Origin of the sequence: Sphingosinicella flava (genome assembly GCF_016025255.1) — a bacterium.
GTDB lineage: Bacteria > Pseudomonadota > Alphaproteobacteria > Sphingomonadales > Sphingomonadaceae > Allosphingosinicella > Allosphingosinicella flava.
The window spans coordinates 2,214,809-2,232,006 of the sequence record NZ_CP065592.1 but is presented as its reverse complement, the minus strand read 5'-3'; the positions used below and the strand labels follow the sequence as shown (position 1 = coordinate 2,232,006).

Annotated in this window: 24 protein-coding genes; 15 read left to right on the top strand and 9 right to left on the bottom strand. The window is 64.9% G+C overall.

The features are described 5' to 3' along the window. Positions 1-76 precede the first annotated feature (76 nt). Complete coding sequence (locus IC614_RS11435) at positions 77-799, top strand: SIMPL domain-containing protein (RefSeq protein ID WP_226372648.1); 723 nt, start codon at positions 77-79, stop codon at positions 797-799. A 77-nt stretch (positions 800-876) separates the two neighbouring features. Here the strand turns inward: IC614_RS11435 and IC614_RS11430 are convergent, their stop codons facing one another. The 3 genes from IC614_RS11430 to IC614_RS11420 all read right to left on the bottom strand — a co-directional run bounded on the left by IC614_RS11430 (position 877) and on the right by IC614_RS11420 (position 1,964). Further along, entirely contained in the window at positions 877-1,134 is a 258-nt protein-coding gene (locus IC614_RS11430) for a GlsB/YeaQ/YmgE family stress response membrane protein (RefSeq protein ID WP_200971588.1), read from the bottom strand. 192 nt (positions 1,135-1,326) lie between these two features. Next, positions 1,327-1,623: a CtrA inhibitor SciP gene (gene sciP, locus IC614_RS11425; RefSeq protein ID WP_200971587.1), complete on the bottom strand. Its 297-nt coding sequence runs from the start codon at positions 1,621-1,623 to the stop codon at positions 1,327-1,329. A gap of 101 nt (positions 1,624-1,724) precedes the next feature. After that, positions 1,725-1,964 (bottom strand): hypothetical protein, encoded by a 240-nt coding sequence (locus tag IC614_RS11420; protein ID WP_207791118.1) that lies wholly within the window; start codon positions 1,962-1,964, stop codon positions 1,725-1,727. A gap of 169 nt (positions 1,965-2,133) precedes the next feature. Between IC614_RS11420 and mnmA the strand changes: the two genes are divergently transcribed. Continuing rightward, positions 2,134-3,243 carry a tRNA 2-thiouridine(34) synthase MnmA gene (gene mnmA, locus IC614_RS11415; RefSeq protein WP_200971585.1) on the top strand — a complete coding sequence of 370 codons (1,110 nt, stop codon included), beginning with the start codon at positions 2,134-2,136 and terminating at the stop codon, positions 3,241-3,243. 30 nt (positions 3,244-3,273) lie between these two features. Here mnmA and IC614_RS11410 read toward each other — a convergent pair whose 3' ends face one another. Further along, the gene (locus IC614_RS11410; protein WP_200971584.1) at positions 3,274-3,711 is read right to left on the bottom strand and encodes a hypothetical protein; all 438 of its coding nucleotides are present in this window, start codon (positions 3,709-3,711) and stop codon (positions 3,274-3,276) included. 111 nt (positions 3,712-3,822) lie between these two features. Between IC614_RS11410 and IC614_RS11405 the strand changes: the two genes are divergently transcribed. The 5 genes from IC614_RS11405 to IC614_RS11385 all read left to right on the top strand — a co-directional run bounded on the left by IC614_RS11405 (position 3,823) and on the right by IC614_RS11385 (position 5,244). Continuing rightward, a complete protein-coding gene (locus IC614_RS11405) occupies positions 3,823-4,002 on the top strand; it encodes a hypothetical protein (protein ID WP_200971583.1) in 180 nt (59 codons plus the stop codon). Between the two features lie 115 nt (positions 4,003-4,117). After that, the gene (locus tag IC614_RS11400) at positions 4,118-4,291 is read left to right on the top strand and encodes a hypothetical protein (protein ID WP_200971582.1); all 174 of its coding nucleotides are present in this window, start codon (positions 4,118-4,120) and stop codon (positions 4,289-4,291) included. 19 nt (positions 4,292-4,310) lie between these two features. Beyond that, the gene (locus IC614_RS11395; protein WP_200971581.1) at positions 4,311-4,541 is read left to right on the top strand and encodes a hypothetical protein; all 231 of its coding nucleotides are present in this window, start codon (positions 4,311-4,313) and stop codon (positions 4,539-4,541) included. Next, positions 4,538-4,720, top strand: a complete 183-nt coding sequence (locus tag IC614_RS11390) for a hypothetical protein (protein WP_200971580.1) — start codon at positions 4,538-4,540, stop codon at positions 4,718-4,720. The genes IC614_RS11395 and IC614_RS11390 overlap by 4 nt, the downstream gene beginning before the upstream one ends. Positions 4,721-4,800: 80 nt before the next feature. Next, positions 4,801-5,244 (top strand): hypothetical protein, encoded by a 444-nt coding sequence (locus tag IC614_RS11385; protein WP_200971579.1) that lies wholly within the window; start codon positions 4,801-4,803, stop codon positions 5,242-5,244. 60 nt (positions 5,245-5,304) lie between these two features. On the opposite strand, the gene IC614_RS11380 is transcribed toward IC614_RS11385, so the two are convergent. Continuing rightward, entirely contained in the window at positions 5,305-6,642 is a 1,338-nt protein-coding gene (locus tag IC614_RS11380) for an amidohydrolase (protein WP_200971578.1), read from the bottom strand. Between the two features lie 62 nt (positions 6,643-6,704). Between IC614_RS11380 and uvrB the strand changes: the two genes are divergently transcribed. Both uvrB and IC614_RS11370 read left to right on the top strand, forming a co-directional pair. Next, positions 6,705-8,909: an excinuclease ABC subunit UvrB gene (gene uvrB / locus IC614_RS11375; protein WP_200971577.1), complete on the top strand. Its 2,205-nt coding sequence runs from the start codon at positions 6,705-6,707 to the stop codon at positions 8,907-8,909. 44 nt (positions 8,910-8,953) lie between these two features. Continuing rightward, positions 8,954-9,439 (top strand): DUF2721 domain-containing protein, encoded by a 486-nt coding sequence (locus tag IC614_RS11370; protein WP_200971576.1) that lies wholly within the window; start codon positions 8,954-8,956, stop codon positions 9,437-9,439. 46 nt (positions 9,440-9,485) lie between these two features. Here the strand turns inward: IC614_RS11370 and IC614_RS11365 are convergent, their stop codons facing one another. The 3 genes from IC614_RS11365 to IC614_RS11355 form a co-directional block, all read right to left on the bottom strand. Beyond that, positions 9,486-10,034 carry a hypothetical protein gene (locus tag IC614_RS11365; protein ID WP_200971575.1) on the bottom strand — a complete coding sequence of 183 codons (549 nt, stop codon included), beginning with the start codon at positions 10,032-10,034 and terminating at the stop codon, positions 9,486-9,488. A 251-nt stretch (positions 10,035-10,285) separates the two neighbouring features. Beyond that, positions 10,286-10,459, bottom strand: a complete 174-nt coding sequence (locus IC614_RS11360) for a hypothetical protein (RefSeq protein ID WP_200971574.1) — start codon at positions 10,457-10,459, stop codon at positions 10,286-10,288. A 21-nt stretch (positions 10,460-10,480) separates the two neighbouring features. Beyond that, the gene (locus tag IC614_RS11355) at positions 10,481-11,356 is read right to left on the bottom strand and encodes an alpha/beta hydrolase (protein ID WP_226372647.1); all 876 of its coding nucleotides are present in this window, start codon (positions 11,354-11,356) and stop codon (positions 10,481-10,483) included. Between the two features lie 155 nt (positions 11,357-11,511). Between IC614_RS11355 and IC614_RS11350 the strand changes: the two genes are divergently transcribed. Genes IC614_RS11350 through IC614_RS11325 form a run of 6 tightly spaced genes read left to right on the top strand, consistent with a single transcriptional unit; the run spans position 11,512 to position 16,555 of the window. Beyond that, positions 11,512-12,129 (top strand): YceI family protein, encoded by a 618-nt coding sequence (locus IC614_RS11350; RefSeq protein WP_200971573.1) that lies wholly within the window; start codon positions 11,512-11,514, stop codon positions 12,127-12,129. A gap of 41 nt (positions 12,130-12,170) precedes the next feature. Next, positions 12,171-13,187, top strand: coding sequence for an N-acetyl-gamma-glutamyl-phosphate reductase (gene argC / locus IC614_RS11345; protein WP_200971572.1), 1,017 nt, complete (start codon positions 12,171-12,173; stop codon positions 13,185-13,187). Further along, positions 13,184-14,344, top strand: a complete 1,161-nt coding sequence (gene argJ, locus IC614_RS11340; protein ID WP_200971571.1) for a bifunctional glutamate N-acetyltransferase/amino-acid acetyltransferase ArgJ — start codon at positions 13,184-13,186, stop codon at positions 14,342-14,344. The genes argC and argJ overlap by 4 nt, the downstream gene beginning before the upstream one ends. Beyond that, complete coding sequence (gene argB, locus IC614_RS11335; RefSeq protein ID WP_200971570.1) at positions 14,341-15,207, top strand: acetylglutamate kinase; 867 nt, start codon at positions 14,341-14,343, stop codon at positions 15,205-15,207. The genes argJ and argB overlap by 4 nt, the downstream gene beginning before the upstream one ends. Further along, positions 15,204-16,082 (top strand): ornithine carbamoyltransferase, encoded by an 879-nt coding sequence (gene argF, locus IC614_RS11330; RefSeq protein ID WP_200971569.1) that lies wholly within the window; start codon positions 15,204-15,206, stop codon positions 16,080-16,082. The genes argB and argF overlap by 4 nt, the downstream gene beginning before the upstream one ends. Beyond that, on the top strand, positions 16,079-16,555 hold the full coding sequence (locus tag IC614_RS11325) for an arginine repressor (protein WP_200971568.1): 477 nt from the start codon (positions 16,079-16,081) through the stop codon (positions 16,553-16,555). The genes argF and IC614_RS11325 overlap by 4 nt, the downstream gene beginning before the upstream one ends. Here IC614_RS11325 and IC614_RS11320 read toward each other — a convergent pair. After that, entirely contained in the window at positions 16,552-17,196 is a 645-nt protein-coding gene (locus IC614_RS11320) for a TadE/TadG family type IV pilus assembly protein (protein ID WP_200971567.1), read from the bottom strand. The two genes, IC614_RS11325 and IC614_RS11320, sit on opposite strands and share 4 nt — an antisense overlap. Between the last annotated feature and the right edge of the window lie 2 nt (positions 17,197-17,198).

Below are 17,198 nucleotides of genomic sequence, written 5' to 3'. Positions count from 1 at the left end.
CAGCAACAATGCACCGGCCAAGGCGTTAATGAATTTTCCCTGTTTCGTTTCGGCTTAGTAAGGAATGGAGGATGAAATGATTCGAATGATCGCGTTGGCAGCCGCCGCCGCCGCTACCCCGGTTACGGGCGCGATGGCGCAAGAAGCGCCGCTCAGCCCGACCCGCCCGATCATGGGCACGCGCCTTGACGTTGTCGCGACTGGAGAGGTGCGCCGCGTGCCCGATGTCGCCCAGATCAGCACCGGCGTCGTTACCCAGGCCCCGACCGCGACGGCCGCGATTGCGGACAATGCCCGGCAGATGGAACGGGTGCGCGCTGCCCTCAAGCGCGCGGGGGTCGCCGATCGCGACATCCAGACGAGCGCCATCAGCCTCAGCCCGGACTATCGCTATATCGACAATCAGCCGCCGCAACTGACGGGCTACCGGGCTGGCAATCAGGTCACCGTCCGGTTCCGCGACATCGCCAATACCGGCAAGATATTGGACGCGCTGGTCGGCAACGGCGCCAACCAGATTAACGGCCCGGCCTGGACGATCGAAAACCAAGACGCCGCCATGGACGAGGCGCGCGCCGATGCGCTTGCCAAGGCGCGGGCGCGGGCCGGTCTTTACGCGCAGGCGCTCGGCAAAAGGGTCGGACGCATCCTGTCGGTCAGCGAAACGGGCGCGATGCGGATGCCGGGACCGATGCCTTATGCGATGGAAGCCCGGGGTGCCGATGCCGCCTCCACGCCCATCGATCCGGGCGAGCAGGCGATCGAAGCGACCCTTTCGGTCAGTTTCGAACTCGAGTGAATCGGCGATCAGGATAAAGAAAAGGGACCGTTCCGGCAGCCGGAATGGTCCCTTTCCTGTTTGAACCGAGACTGTTCTTAGCGGACGCGGCCGCGGCGGAACAGGTTGACGATCGCGAGCAGGATGACCGCGCCGAGCAGCGAGACAAGGAACGAAGTGAGATTGAGCGGCGCATTGTTGATCGACCCGCCGGAAACGACCAGGCCGCCGATGAACGCGCCGATAATGCCCACGACGATGTTGAGCAGGATGCCCTGCTGCGCGTCGGTGCGCATGATGATGCTGGCCAGCCAGCCGATGATGCCGCCGATGATCAGCCACAAGATGATACCCATTATATGGTCTCCTTTCCCTTTTCTTCGCGCCGACAGACCGACAGATTTCGTCGGCGGTACGAAGGGCAAGACGCGTGGGCCGCGCGCTTGTTCCTCCCGGCCTCTCCGCACTTGAAAGAGCGGCAGGCGGGCGGGAAACGACTGAAACGATTATTTGTTTCGGAAGAGTAGCGAATGCCCGCGCCAGCGGTGTCAGGCGCGCTTTCGGTCGTAGAGCGATTTATAATGTTGGATGCGCGTGACGCGCAGGCCGGCCATGCCGGCACGCTCGACCGCGCGCTGCCAGGTCGCGAATTCTTCGAGCGTCAGGCCGTAACGCTCGCAAGCCTCGTCGACGGACAGAAGGCCGCCATTGACCGCCGCCACCACCTCGGCCTTCCGGCGCACCACCCACCGGCTGGTCGAACGGGGCGGCAGCGTGTCGAGCGTCAGCGGATCGCCAAGCGGGCCGATCACCTGGGCGGGACGGATGGTCTGGTTCTCGATCATGGCTATCTCGTTTGAGCCCGTGACCGGGCCTTCTCCTTCCTGAGTGCGCCGTCGCGGGCGGGGTTTTGGAAGGTTCTAGGCAAGGGAGGTAAATTTTCCCTTCACGCCCCAGAACCGTCGAAATCCCGTTCCGCAATGTCGCGGTTGAACGATCCGCTCTGGCCCAGAATGGCCTGGCGCCACGCGGGGCCGCCCGCGATGAGTTCGATGAAGCTATCGCCTTCCGGAGGGGTTTCGGATTCGTCCGCCATGGGGAATAGGGCCGAATGGCCGGCCTGGGTGGCATTCAGCAGGGCGACCAGCGTCGCATAGTCTTGCGCCGCCGATCCGGATGCCGCCATCTTGAAGCGCGGCCGTGAAAGAGGTGCCAAATTCATGGGGCGGGAAGCTAGAATCGAAGGCTGACGATTCGGTAAATGCGGCGGAAAGGATTCCTCGCCCTGCCGGAATCGTGCCAAGGCGAGACAGGGCTGTCCGAACCGGCGGGAAATCCCTATACGCGTCCGCATCATGACAGCCGATTTCCAGCTCGATCGCCCGGCCAGCGAGGCGCGGATCGTCGTCGCCATGTCGGGCGGAGTCGATTCCTCCGTCGTGGCCGCCCTCGCCGCCCGCACGGGCGCGGAAGTGATCGGCGTCACGCTGCAGCTCTACGACCATGGCATGGCGGTACAGAAGCCGGGCAGCTGCTGCGCGGGACAGGACATTTACGACGCGCGCTCGGTGTGCGACCGGCTCGGCATCGCCCATTATGTGTTCGATTATGAAAGCCGCTTCCGCGAAGGCGTGATCGACCGCTTCGCCGACGAATATATGAACGGCCGCACGCCGATTCCCTGCGTGCGCTGCAACCAAGGGGTGAAATTCACCGACCTTTTAAGCCTTGCCAGAGAGCTTGGCGCCGATTGTCTCGCCACCGGCCATTATGTCCGCCGCGTTGCCGGGCCGAAGCGGGTCGAATTGCACCGCGGCGCCGATCCCGCGCGCGATCAAAGCTACTTCCTGTTCGCGACGACGCAGGATCAGCTCGATTTCCTGCGCTTTCCTTTGGGTGGCATGCCCAAAAGCGCGGTGCGCGAAATCGCGAAGGACATTTCGCTCACCGTCGCGGAAAAGCCGGACAGCCAGGACATTTGCTTCGTCCCCAATGGCGATTACGCATCGGTAGTGAAGAAAGTGCGCCCGGAAGCCGGGGATGGCGGCGAGATCGTCGACCGCGCCGGCAACATACTCGGCCTCCACAAGGGCCTCATTCATTACACGGTCGGCCAGCGGCGCGGCCTCGAGATCGGCGGCCAGCCCGAACCGCTTTATGTCGTCAGGCTGGAGCCGGAGAGCCGCCGCGTCGTCGTTGGCCCCAAGAGCGCCCTTGCAGTGCGCGCCGCCCGGCTTGGCGAGATCAACTGGCTCGGCGGCAAGGAAACGTCAGATCGTCTTACCGCCAAGGTCCGTTCGATGGCCCGGCCGGCGCCGGTGCGCTTCGACGGCGAAAGCATCCATTTCGACGCGCCCGAATATGGGGTGGCGCCCGGACAGGCGGCAGTACTTTATCTTGGCGACCGGGTCATGGGCGGCGGCTGGATCGAAGAGACCTTCGCGGCCGAATTGGAAACATTTTAGGCCTGTTTGCAATGTCCACCGCGCCGGGCCTTATCCTGCGCGCGGCGGACGCTGGGGCTTAACCGGGGCGGCTGGCGGCTGGGGCGCGTCGGCATCGCCAGGTGCGGAGGATGGGGCCGCCGCTTTGGCGCCGGACAGGCTTTGCTCGAGGCCGTCGAGCGCCGAAAGCGCCTTATCCGCCATTTCGTCGGCCAGCAGCGTGAAACGATCGCGCAGCGATCCGCCCGCGCGGTTCAGACGTTCACGCATGTCCCCCACCTTATCGGCGATTTCGGTTTTGTGGCGCCGCGCCGTAAGCGCGCCCGCGGCGGCGACCAGGGCGGCGGCGGCGATTTCAGCCACGATGGGATTCTTGGCGACCTCCAGGATCGGATCGGCCGCCTTGCGGACCTTCTTCGATACCTTCACGCCCGCAATCTTCTTCGGCATTTTCAATTTGGCCTTCGCCTTCTTGCCTTCCTTCGCCATCGTTCACCTTCCATCCGCTTCATCTGATATAGCTCAGTAACACACTAACCTGTAAATCCCAACAAAAAGGGCGGCCCGCCTGCGCGGACCGCCCTGATTGAAGCTCATGACATGAGCTTATTGTTGCTGGCGATCCTTACGATCACCCTGATGCTGCTGTTGCTGGCGGCCCGATTGGCGCTCGTCCTGCTGCTGCTGTTGCTTCTGCGGTTGGCGGCCGGATTTATTTTGATTGGCCATGACATCTCTCCTTGGTCTTCAGGCTCCCGTCGCTGGGAAGCTGGCTTATGAAAAAACGCCTGGCCACCCTTACCGTTCCGGCTTTCGTCCCACGCCGCGCTCCATTCAGCGACGCGGAACGGGGAAGCCGCATGGACGTTATTATCTCATGACTACCAAGCACATAGTGGCCGACAAGGCTCCGTGCAGCCAGGGCCGCGCGCCCGGCCTCTATGACGAGCAATTGCAGCGTCAGCAGCAGGAGCGGTTGCTCTTCACCCAAATGGCGACGCGCGATGCGCTCGCTCCGCATTCCGCCGCTTCGGCCGTGGAGCGGCGGCGCAAGGCGCTGCATTTCTAGTTTGTAAAAGGATCATGCCATGACCGCCGACGACGATAATCTTTCGACGCGTCACCAGCGGCCCGGCGACGCCGCCCGCCCGCAGGACACGCTGGACCGGGAGGATGAGCGGGGCCGCCGCGCATCCTTCGATCCCAAGACCGGGCGCGTCGCGGGCTCCGGTTCGGGCGCGGGCGGCGGCAACCTTGGCGAAGATTATGACGAGGATCCGCAAGCCGGGGGCGGCGCGGAGGAAGGCAAGCCGCGATGAACGGGCGCCCCGGCACCGGCCACCCTCTTCCGGCGAGCGAAGAAGCGCGGCATGGCGAAATACCCGAAGCGCTCGAACGGGAAAAAGGCACGGGCGCGGACGACCCGGCGCTTCTGACCCCAAACCCGGAGGGCATCGATCCGTCCGGCGAACAATATCCCGTCGACCCCGACCTTTAGAAACCGCGTCTTCGCCTCACAAGGAAGGTGCATTGCGCCGCCGGATCGGCTAATCGGCTCTTCCGATTGGGGGGAAAGACATGATGACGCGCCGACCGATCCTGTTCATCCTGGGCCTGGCCTGCGCCGCCGCGGCCGGCGCGCAAAAGCCGTCGAGCGAAAGCACGCCGCCGCCTGAAAAACTGCTCGCCCAGATCGGCCTCGGCGTGTCGGACGAGGAACTCGCCCGCGCGACCGCCGAAGCCGCCCGCCACCCGCTCGGCACGCTTGCCAACCCCGTGCGGGTCGGCGGCCCGCATGGCGAAAGGGCCTATATCGATCGCCTGCGCTGCGCCGACGGATCGCAACCGGCGGTCGGGCAAAGAGCATCCGGCGGCGTCGGCGCCTTCGGAACGATCGTCAATCTCTATCCGCTCGACTGCAAGGCCGCCGCGCCGGGCAAATTCGATCTCGTCATGGACATGTATCATGACGGCCATCGGGAAACGAACGCGCCCGCGGGCTTCGCTCTTTCCGCGCCCTAGATAGGGCCCGGCTCGCGAAGGCCGCGGACGGCACTCCAATCGGCCCTGGAACCGGCTTGCTCAATTTCCGGCGGCCGACCCTCCCGGTTTCAACAATTCCAGGACCGCCACCGTCATCGTTTCGGTCCCCACCCTGATCGAGGGTTCCGGATCGATCTTGAAGAAGGGCGAGTGGTGCGACGGCACCGCCGGTCCGCCCGCTTTCTCCGCATCGATATCCTTTTGCGGCGTACCGCCTACCGCGAAATAGACACCCGGGACATTATGTTCGGGCTGGACGAAATAAGCGAAATCCTCGCCGCCCATGCTGACCCGCGGCTCTTCGTGGAAGAGCGCCTCCGAAAAGGCGGCCGTCATCGCGCCGCGCAACCGGGCGGTCAACGCCGCGTCGTTGATCGTCGGAGGCGTCGATTCATGGCCCACCTTCACTTCCGGCAGCCGATCTTCGGGAAGGCCGTTCATGCGGCCCACATTCTGGGCGATCCGCTTGATGCCGTCGAGCAGCTTTTGCCGGGTTTCCTCATCGTCCGAACGAACAGTGAGCTGCAGCTCGGCGCGGTCGGAAATGATGTTGTGCTTGAGGCCGGAATGGAAGGCGCCGACCGTGATCACCGCCGGTTTCAGCGGCGCGATCTCGCGGGTGACGAGGGTCTGGAGCGCCATCACGATCTGCGATCCCATCACGACCGGATCCTTGCCCATGTGCGGAGCCGCGCCATGCGCGCCGACGCCGTGAACAATGATGTCGACGCTGTCGGCGGACGAATAATTGATGCCGGGTTCGAGCAGGATCTTGCCCGTCGGCGCCCCGGCGCGGACGTGGAAACCGAGGGCATAATCCGGCTTGGGAAATCGCGTGTAGAGCCCGTCCTGCAGCATCGCCCGCGCGCCGCCGACCCGTTCTTCGGCGGGCTGGGCGACGAATAGGACGGTGCCCCGCCACCGGTCCTTCAGCGCCGCCAGCCGCCGCGCGGTGCCGATCAAGGACGTGATGTGCACATCGTGGCCGCAGGCGTGCATGACCGGAACCGTCTGGCCGTCGACCCCCTTCTGCATGACGGTGGATGCGTAAGGAAGCCCGCTCGCCTCCTTCACCGGCAGCGCGTCCATGTCGGCGCGAATCAGCACAGTCGGCCCCGTGCCGTTCCGCATCACGCCGACGACGCCCGTGCCGCCGACGCCTTCCGTCACCGTGGCGCCCGCCTCGCGAAGCTGCTGCGCCATGATTTTCGCGGTGCGATTCTCGACGAAGCTCAGCTCCGGATTCTTGTGAAAATCGACGAACAAAGCGCCGAGCCGCTGATCGTAATCCGCCTTCACCGCGGCCGCGAAATCCGGCGCGGCGGCGGCAGGAGTCGCGATCGCAACCGCCGCGAGCAATAGTGTCTTGAACGTCATAATTCCCCCCTTGCCTTTCGGGATGCTAGCGCGGCGCGCGGGCAAACACCATATAGGCGGTCATGGCGATCATCATCCGCACCAGCCTGGACGAACCGGAAACCGGCCAGGACTTCATTCCCCACCGCCCGCAGCGCCCCGAAAAGAGCGAGGGCGGCAAGGCGTTCAAGATCGTGTCGGATTACGAACCGGCCGGCGACCAGCCGGCGGCGATCCGCGAGATCGTCGATCAGATCCAGGATGACGAAAGGACGCAGGTGCTGCTCGGCGTCACCGGATCGGGCAAGACCTTCACCATGGCGAAGGTGATCGAGGCGACGCAGCGCCCGGCCTTGATCCTGGCCCCCAACAAGATCCTGGCCGCCCAGCTTTACGGCGAGTTCAAGAGCTTCTTCCCGGACAATGCGGTCGAATATTTCGTCAGCTATTACGATTATTACCAGCCCGAAGCCTATGTGCCCAGGTCGGACACCTATATCGAGAAAGAAAGCTCGGTGAACGAGGCGATCGACCGGATGCGCCACTCGGCCACCCGTGCCCTCCTCGAACGCGACGACGTGATCATCGTCGCGTCCGTTTCGTGCCTCTACGGCATCGGCTCGGTCGAGACCTATTCGGCCATGGTCTTCTCCTTAAAGAAGGGCGAGACGGTCGACCAGCGCGAGATCATTCGCAAGCTCGTCGCCCTCCAGTACAAGCGCAACGACCAGGCCTTTGCGCGCGGCAATTTCCGGGTGCGCGGCGACAATCTGGAAATCTTCCCCAGCCATTATGAGGACACCGCCTGGCGCATTAATTTCTTCGGCGACGAAATCGAGGAGATCGTCGAATTCGATCCCCTGACCGGCAAGAAGGTCGCCAGCCTCGATTATGTAAAGGTCTATGCGAATAGCCACCACGTCACCCCCGGCCCGACGCTCAAGCAGGCGATGGAGGCGATCCGTCATGAGCTGGCCGAGCGCCTCAAGGAACTGGTGGCGGAAGGCAAATTGCTCGAGGCTCAGCGGCTCGAACAGCGGACCAATTTCGATCTTGAGATGATCGCCGCCACTGGGTCGTGCGCGGGGATCGAGAATTACAGCCGCTTCCTCACCGGCCGCCTTCCCGGCGAACCGCCGCCCACCTTGTTCGAATATCTCCCCGAAAATGCGCTCCTGTTCGTCGACGAAAGCCACCAGACCGTGCCGCAGATCGGCGCGATGGCGCGCGGCGACCATCGCCGCAAGCTGACGCTCGCCGAATATGGCTTCCGTCTCCCCTCCTGCATCGACAATCGCCCGCTGCGCTTCAACGAATGGGACGTGATGCGCCCCCAGACAGTCGCCGTGTCCGCGACGCCCGGCGGTTGGGAGATGGAGCAGACCGGCGGCGTCTTTTCCGAGCAAGTCATTCGTCCCACCGGACTCATCGACCCGCCGGTCGAAATCAAGCCGGTCGAGGACCAGGTCGACGACCTGATCCACGAAGCGAAGGAAACCGCGAAGAAAGGCTATCGCACCCTCGTCACGACGCTCACCAAGCGCATGGCGGAAGACCTCACCGAATTCCTCCACGAAGCGGGCCTGCGCGTCCGCTACATGCACTCGGACGTCGAGACGCTGGAGCGCATCGAGCTGATCCGCGACCTCCGTCTGGGGGTCTACGACGTGCTGGTCGGCATCAACCTGCTGCGCGAAGGCCTCGATATTCCCGAATGCGGCCTCGTCGCGATCCTCGACGCCGACAAGGAAGGCTTCCTCCGCTCTGAAACCTCGCTCATCCAGACGATCGGCCGCGCCGCCCGCAACGTCGAGGGCAAGGTGATCCTTTATGCCGATCGGATCACCGGATCGATGGAGCGTGCGCTTCGCGAAACCGACCGCCGCCGCGAAAAGCAGCAGGCCTATAACGCCCTGCACGGCATCACGCCGACGACGATCAAGCGCAACATCAGCGACATTCTCGCCGACGTGTCGAACCGCGACAGCGTCACCGTCGACACCGGCGACGAGGACGCACCGCATCTCGTCGGCCACAATCTGCGCGCTTATATCGAGGATCTCGAAAGCCGCATGCGCAAGGCTGCCGCCGACCTCGAATTCGAGGAAGCCGGGCGTCTGCGCGACGAAATCCGCCGCCTCGAAGCCGACGAGCTCGGCATCCCCGACCATGAAAAGAAGGCGCCTCTCCTCGGCCATTCGATCAGCGGCAAGCCCGGCACCCGCACCACCCGCTTTGGCAAGCAAAAGGCGGCGCGGGCGGAAAAGCGGAGCCGGGCGCGGCGCTGACCCTTGCGGTTGACGCTTCTTATGCTTGGCCGCACAAGCGGCGCATGGAAGCCGTCTCCGCCGTCACCGACGCCAATGTCTCGCTGATCGCCCACATCATCCAGCTTGCCGTCGCGCCAGTCTTCCTGCTCGCGGGCATCGGCAGCGTGTTGAACGTGCTCGCCCATCGTCTCGCCCGCGTCGTCGATCACGCCCGCCGCATTGAAGCGCGGGTGCCGGAGGAAACTGGAGCGATGCGCGCGGCGGACATCAAGGCGCTCGCCGTGCTCGACCGCCGCATGGCCTATACCCATTGGGCGATCGGCCTGTGCACGACCGCCGCCTTGCTCATCTGCCTCGTCGTCGTGGTGCTGTTCGTCGCCGATCTGGTGGCGATCAACTTCGCGATCCCCGTCTCCGTGCTGTTCATCCTCGCGATGATCAGCCTGACGATGGGGCTGCTGCTATTCCTCGCGGAAGTCACCGTCGCCACCCGCCACGTCCGGGTCAGCGAGCAATTCGTTCTGAAAGGGCGGCCCCGGAACGAATAAGGGCGAGCCCCCGGGCTCGCCCTCATCCGCATTCGCTCGTCCGGCTTCAGCCAGCGATCGTCAGGTCGACCTTTTCCACCCAGTCCGGGAAGAAAGCGGGCTCGCGGTTCGACCAGCCCGGCGCCGTCGCGGCAGCCTCGCTGATCGACTGCAGCAGAAGCCGGCGGCGATCCGGATGCAGGTGGGGAAGTGCGGCCGCGGCGCAGAAAGCCGCGGGCAGCCAAGGCCGCACCGCCGGGCCGACCAGCCGTTCGTAGAGGAAGCGATAGGCGGCGAAATCGGGCAGCTTGCCTTCCGCCAGGTCGAAAGCCGTCATCGTGACGAGCGGCGCCATCATCGGCTCGATCGCGTCGAAGCCGTTATCGTCCGGCACATGGCCGCGCACATGGTCGAGGCGGCGATAGATATGCTCCTGCGCGCGAATGCTCGACGCTTCGGCGGCGTTGCGCGACCAGCGCTTCAACGCATCCCGGCGATTGAGACCCACGTCCAGCGACCGGCGGATGTAACGCTGCGTCGCGGCCGGAAAACCGGCGAATTCCTTCATCTCGACAAGTGCGAGCGCGCCGTTGGCCGGCTTAATCCTTGTGCTCATGACCCCACCACTCCTTTGCCCTGCGAAGATCGGACAGACGGGCTTTCGCCTAGCTGAACCGAACTTCCCCGTTCCCAAACAGAGTGAATCATGCTTCACATTGATAAGCAACGATTAAATCGCGTGCGCAACGACGTGATTATACGCACGAAAATCCGCGGAAATCAGGCGCGCTTATGGCATGGAAGAGGTTTGGCCCCTTCCATGCCTTCAAGTTTTCCACAATTATTTTCAGGGTAGAGGCGCCGCGATCATCCTGGCGGCGGCGGAATCGATGGCTCCGGCGCGCTTTGGGAAGGACGGGCGGCGTCCGATTCTCCCTGCTCCTGCTGGCTCTCCTCCCAATTTTCATCCGGTTCGGGCGGCGCGACTGCGGCGGTCTGCATGATCTCCTCGTCGACGAGCTGATCCTTCCTGCCTTCCATAGGACTTCTCCTTTCGGAGGCTTAACGCATGGAACTCGATTTCGGCTTAGCACCGGCGGCCTTGTGCGCGAAATCGGCGAGATCGGCGACGACCGGCGCGCGGCCCCTGAACAAAGTGGACATGGCGGCCATGATTCCGACATGGCCGACACCCGGATAGACGCGCGTCTCCACCGCCACACCCGCTTGCGACAACGCCATGGCCATGGCGACGCTGTTCGACGCGAAGACCAGATCGTCCTTCTGCGCCGCCATCAGCAAGGCGGGGGGATCGTCGGCGCTGGCGAAGCGGACCGGCTGCGTCGCCTCAAGATCCGGCGCCTGGCCGAACGTCTCCTTCGTTACGCGCGTGTCGAGCGGCAGGAAATCGTAGGGACCGGCAATTCCGGCGAACCCCTTGACGGCCGCCCGGTCCGGGCCCAGCCATTGCGGGTCGACGCTCAGCATCGTCGCATTATAGGCTCCCGCCGAATGTCCGGCGAGGACGATCCGATCGGGATCGCCGCCATATCGCGGGGCATTGGTGCGCACCCACCGGACCGCCGCGGCCCCGTCTTCCAGAAAGCCCGGAAAGCGCACCTCGGGCACCAGCCGGTAATCGGGGATCGCCACCAGGAAGCCCTGCGCCGCCAGCGCATGGCCCGCGAACGAATAATCGGCTTTTGACCCGCTATTCCACGATCCGCCGTAAAAGAAGACGATCACCGGCAAGGGCGCGGCTGGCGCGACGGCCGGGCGATAGAGATCGATCCCGCCGCGCGGGCCCGGCATGTAATGCGCGTTCCGCGCCGCGACCGCCGCGCCGTCATCCTTGGCGACCAAGGCGTCGAACGCGCCGATGCCGCTGCACCCAGCCAGGGGCACGCAGGCTAGGCAGGCGAGCAGACAGGCCCTCATCGAAGGAAAGGACATCATCACCGGCACAAATGTCATCGGGGATCATCGTTCCACTGACCCGTTGCATATCCTGAAACAGCGGAATGCGGATGCGGCGCTTTCCCGAACCACTCACTTGGAATAGAATCATGCGCACATCCATGATGGGAGTTTCCATGCGCACCACCTTGATCGCTTTCGCGGCCCTCGCTGCAACCGTCGCGACCGCCCAAGCCACCCAGCAGCCCGCCCCGACGCCCGCCGCTGCCGAAGCCGTGAAGGGCGGCGCCTATGCGCTCGACAAAAGCCACGCCAAGATCGTGTGGGGCGTCTCCCACCTCGGCTTTTCGACTTACTACGGCGAGTTCACCGATTTCGACGCCCAGCTGACGCTCGACGCCGCCAAGCCCGAAAACAGCAAGCTGACCGTGACGATCGACCTCAATTCGGTCGATACGCATAATGAGAAACTGGATGCGCACCTGAAAAATCCGGATTTCTTTGATGTCGCGAAATATCCGGCCGCGACCTTCGCCTCGACCCGGGTGCAGCGTACCGGGCCGACGACGGCGGAAGTAACCGGCGACCTGACGCTCCACGGCATGACCAAGCCGGTGACTTTGTTCGTGACGTTGAACAAAGCCGCGCCCGGACCGATGACGCAAGTTTATACGGCAGGCTTTTCGGCGGAAGCGACGATCGACCGCACTCAATTCGGCATGACGACCTATGCGCCCGCGCTGGGAAAGGACGTGAAGTTGCTGATCAGCGGAGAATTCAACCTGAAATCCTGATCGGTCTTGCATAAATATGCATAACATTGCATATTTATGCAATGATCAAAGTCGGTATCCTCGGCGCATCCGGTTATGCGGGTGGAGAGCTGTTGCGGCTCTGCGCCGCGCATTCCGCGTTCACGCCCATTCTGTTGTTCGGCGACAGTCAGGCGGGTGAGGCGGTCGCCGCCGCCCACCCGCATCTCGCTCTCGCCTATCCCGGCGTGCGTTTCGAACGCTATGCTCCGGAACGGCTGGCGGAAATCGATCTTCTTTTCGCCTGCATGCCGCACGGGGAATCGCAGAAGATCGCGCCCGACATCCTCGCGCGCGGCGTGCCGTTCGTGGACCTTGGCGCCGATTTCCGGTTGGACGATGCCGCGACGTTCGCGCGCTGGTACGGCGAAGCGCATGAGCAGCCGGACCTGTTGGCCGAATTCGTCTACGGCCTGCCCGAAATCGCGCGCGATCGCATTCGCGGCGCGAAGCTGGTCGCCGCGCCCGGCTGCTATCCGACCTCCGCCATCCTGGCGCTGAAGCCGCTCGTCGATGCGGGCCTTATCGAAAAGACCGGCATTATCGTCGATGCCGCCTCGGGCGTCACCGGCGCCGGGCGCGCCGCCAAGGCGGGCACGCATTTCTGCACCGTCGACGAAAGCCTCGCCGCCTATGGCCTCATCGATCATCGCCACACTGCGGAGATGGAAATGGGCACCGGCGGCGAAGTGCTGTTCACCCCCCATCTCGCCCCGATGAACCGGGGCATCCTCGCCACCTGCTACGCCAATGCGGCGCGCGACATGGATGCAGGCGCTCCGCTCGACACCTTGAAGGCAGCCTATGAAGGCGAACCTTTCGTTCATGTTTCCGGCGCCCTCCCCGCGACGAAATGGACATTGGGGTCGAACGCCGTCCACCTCACCGCGCGCTACGATCCGCGTACGCGCCGCGTCGTCGCCATCGCCGCCCTCGACAATCTGGTGAAGGGTGCCGCGGGCCAGATGATCCAGTGCGCCAACCTGATGCTCGGTCTCGACGAAACCGAAGGCCTGGCCCGAATAGGAGTGTATCCATGAGCGTAACCGCCGCCGAAGGCTTCGTCGCCGCCGGCATCCACGCCGGCATCAAGCCCGAAAAGCATGACATGGCGCTGGTGGCGACGGCGGCCGGCAAGCCCGTCATCGCCGCCGCCGTCTTCACCCAGAACAAGTTCGTGGCGCCGCCCGTCGTGGCGAGCCGGTCGCGCCTTGCGGAGAATGGCGGGCGAGCGGCGGCGATCATCGTCAATTCCGGCAATGCCAATGCCGGCACCGGCGCGCCCGGCACTGCTGATGCCGAAGCGATGTGCGCTGCGGCGGCGGAAGCGGTCGGCTGCTCGCAAGGTGATGTGCTGGTCTGCTCGACCGGACTGATCGGGATTCCGCTCCCTATCGAAACCATCCTCGCCGGCGTGCCGAGGCTCGCTGCCGGCCTGTCGGTGGATGGCGCAACCGATGCCGCGAAGGGCATTCTCACGACCGACACTCAGCCCAAGGAAGTGGTGGTGAAGGGATCGACCTTCACGCTTGGCGGCATGGCCAAGGGCTGCGGCATGATCGCGCCCAACATGGCGACGATGCTCGCCTTCCTCACCACCGACGCGGAGGTAGAGCAAGCCGAACTACAAGCGATGTTGAAAACCGCCGTGGACGCGACCTTCAATACCCTGAATGTCGACGGCGCCACCTCCACCAACGACACGGTTATCCTCCTTGCCTCGGGCAGGAAGGGCCGGCCGGACATGGAAGAATTCGCCCGCGCACTCGAAGACGCCTGTCTGCAGCTCACCCTGATGATGGCCGCCGATGCGGAAGGCATGACGAAGATCGTCACCCTCGACGTCACCGGCGCGGCGAGCGACGAGGAGGCCCGGATCGCGGCCAAGGCGATCGCCGAGAACAATCTCGTCAAGTGCAGCTGGTATGGCAGCGACCCATATTGGGGCCGCTTGCTCGGCGCGGCGGGGTCGGCGGGCGTCGCCTTCGACATGGGCGGGTGCGGCGTGTCCTATGGCGGCATCCGCGTCGCCCAAGGCGGCGTCGAGATCGCGCACGACAAGGCTTTCGTCGCCAAGCACATGCAGGGCCGCGATATCGCCATTGAAGTCAGCCTGGGCGCCGGATCGGACACCGCCCGCACCATCGGCATCGATCTTGGCCCGGGATATATCAAAGAGAATAGCCAGACGTCATGACGCCGACCCAGACCGCGAATATCCTCGTCCAGGCCCTTCCCTATATCCAGCGCTTCGCCGGAAAATCGGTGGTGGTGAAACTGGGCGGCGCCGCCATCGACAAGGAATTGGACCGTGCCCTCGCGCAGGATGTCCTCCTCCTGCGCAGCGTCGGCGTGCGCTGCGTGCTCGTCCATGGCGGCGGGCCGCAGGTCGACAAGATGATGCGCCGCGTCGGCAAGGAACCGGAATTCCGCGACGGGCTGCGCGTCACCGACGCCGAGACGCTGGAGATCGTCCGCATGGTGCTGGTCGGCAAGATCAACCGCGATCTCGTCGCCACCATCAATGGCGAAACGCGCGAGGAGCCGGTGGCGGTCGGCGTGTCGGGCGAGGATGCCGGGCTGCTCACCGTCGCCCCGCGCGATCCCGCACTCGGCTTCGTCGGCGATGTCAGCCAGGTCCGCCCGTCCGTGCTGCACCGCCTTCTCGACGAGGGCCTGACGCCGGTCGTCTCGACCATCGGCGCCGATGAAGGGGGTCAGCCCTACAACGTCAATGCCGACGAAGCGGCGCGCGCGATCGCCGTTGCGATGCGGGCGGAAAAGATCGTCTACCTGACCGCCGCGCCCGGCCTGCTGGAGGATAAGGACGACCCATCGACGCTCGTGCCGCGCCTCACCGCCGCCGAACTCACCGGCCGCATCGCCGGGGGCAGCGTGCACGGCGGCATGATCCCGAAGCTGCGCGCCTGCGCCGATGCGGTCGAAGGCGGGGTCGGCACCGCGCACGTCATCGACGGCCGGGTGGCCCATGCGCTGCTGATCGAATTGCTGACCGATGCCGGGATCGGCACCATGGTGAAGAAGGAACGCGACTGGTGAACGACCTTATCGACATTGCCGGGATCAGCCCGGAAACCTTCGCGGCCATTCTCGACCTGTCGGAAGCCGATGCCGGGAAGCCGCTCGCCGGGAAGGGGGTCGCCCTCCTCTTCCAGAAACCGTCCGCGCGCACCCGCAATTCGATGGAGATGGCAGTGGTGCAGCTGGGCGGCCATCCCATCTATATTCAGAAGGACGAGGTCGGCCTCGGCACGCGCGAAAGCGTCGAGGACGTGGCCCGCACCCTCGCTTGCTATCACAGCGTCATTGCCGCGCGGGTGAACGACCACGCGCTTCTGACCGGCATGGCGGCGGCGACGGACACGCCGGTCCTCAACATGCTGTCCGACACGGCGCATCCGCTTCAGGCGCTTGCCGATCTGCTGACCGTGCGCCAGTTGCTCGGACGGCTTGAGGGCGTGAAGATCGCTTATGTCGGCGACGCCAACAATGTCGCCCGCTCTTTGGCCGAAGGCTGCGCGCTGACCGGCGCGGAACTGGCCGTCGCCAGCCCGGAAGGCTATGGCTTTTCCGGCGACGAGGTTGCGCGCATCGGCGGCGGCCTCCGCCAGCTCGTCGATCCGGCCGAGGCGGTGGAAAGCGCCGATATCGTCTACACCGACGTCTGGGTCTCGATGGGGCAGGACGATGAGACGGCGGTGCGGCAAAAGGCCTTCTCGGCCTACCAGGTGAACCGGGCGCTGATGGCGGCCTGTCCCCGCGCTTATTTCCTCCACTGCCTCCCCGCCATTCGGGGCCAGGAGGTCGCTGCGGAGGTCATCGACGGCCCGCAAAGCGCGGTCTGGCGGCAGGCGGAAAATCGCATGCACACGGCACGCGGCGCGCTCGCCTGGATGGTGGGAAGCGGACGATGAACGCGGTCGCCTCCGGCGGCACCGCCCGCGCCCGGCGCCTCCGCATCATCGCCGATATCATCGCGGGCGAAGCGGTGGCGAGCCAGGAGGAAGTGACGGAGCGGCTCGCGGCGATGGGCCTCACCGTCACGCAGGCCACCGTCTCGCGCGACCTCGATCATCTCGGCGCGGTGAAGGTGCGGCAGGGCGGCACCATGCGCTACGCGCTTCCCGGCGGCGCGCCCGCCGAACCGACGCCGGGCCGGCTGGAGCGCATCTTCGCCGAATGGGTGCTTTCGGTGGAAGCGGCCGGCACGCTGCTGATCCTCAAGACGCCGCCCGGCTCGGCCCATATCGTCGGGCATGCCCTCGATCAGGCGCAGCCGGCGGAAATTGCCGGGACGCTGGCGGGCGACGACACCTTGTTCGTCGCCCTGCGCGACGGCGTCGATCCAGGCATCATGGCAGACAGGCTGAGGGCGATGGCGGGCTAAGCGGTATAGCGGTCGCAGGTCGATGCCTGGACCGCCGGGGCCGGATTGGCCGGATTGTTGGCGTTCGACAGATCCCGCGTCTCGCGCGTCAGGAAGGCGGACGTGGCCCGGATGACCGGCTCGCCGAACAGGCTCTTCGAAATGAGCGGGCGGTAGCGGTAGAACAATTCGACGAACATCACCGACGATTGCGGCGGCGCCTTCACTTCCTTGTCCGCCGGGCCCATGCCCGGAAAACCCATGCCCGCCGCTCCGCGGCCCTGCACCCCATAGCTGGAAACATGCGCGGCGCGCCCGATGCACCGCTGCCAGTGAATCCATTGCCCGCCATCGGCGTTCTGCTCGAGGCTGGACAGGATGATGCGCCCGCGTTGCGTCAGCTCTGCACCCTTGCCCTGCAGCCGCGCGCCCTGAAAGGCGTCGTTGATGTCGACTTCCCGAATGCGTTTCGACGACATGGTGGATTCGCTGATCCGCGACGCGGTGTCGGCGAGGCTCGAACTGATCTGGCTCATGCGCAGATGCGCCAGCGCCAAATTGGCGGCCTCGATCCCGTAAAGGCCGATGATCAGGATCACCGGCAAGGCGAGGGCGAATTCGATATAGGCGACGCCGCGCCGGCAGCGGGCGAGGAAAAGCATGT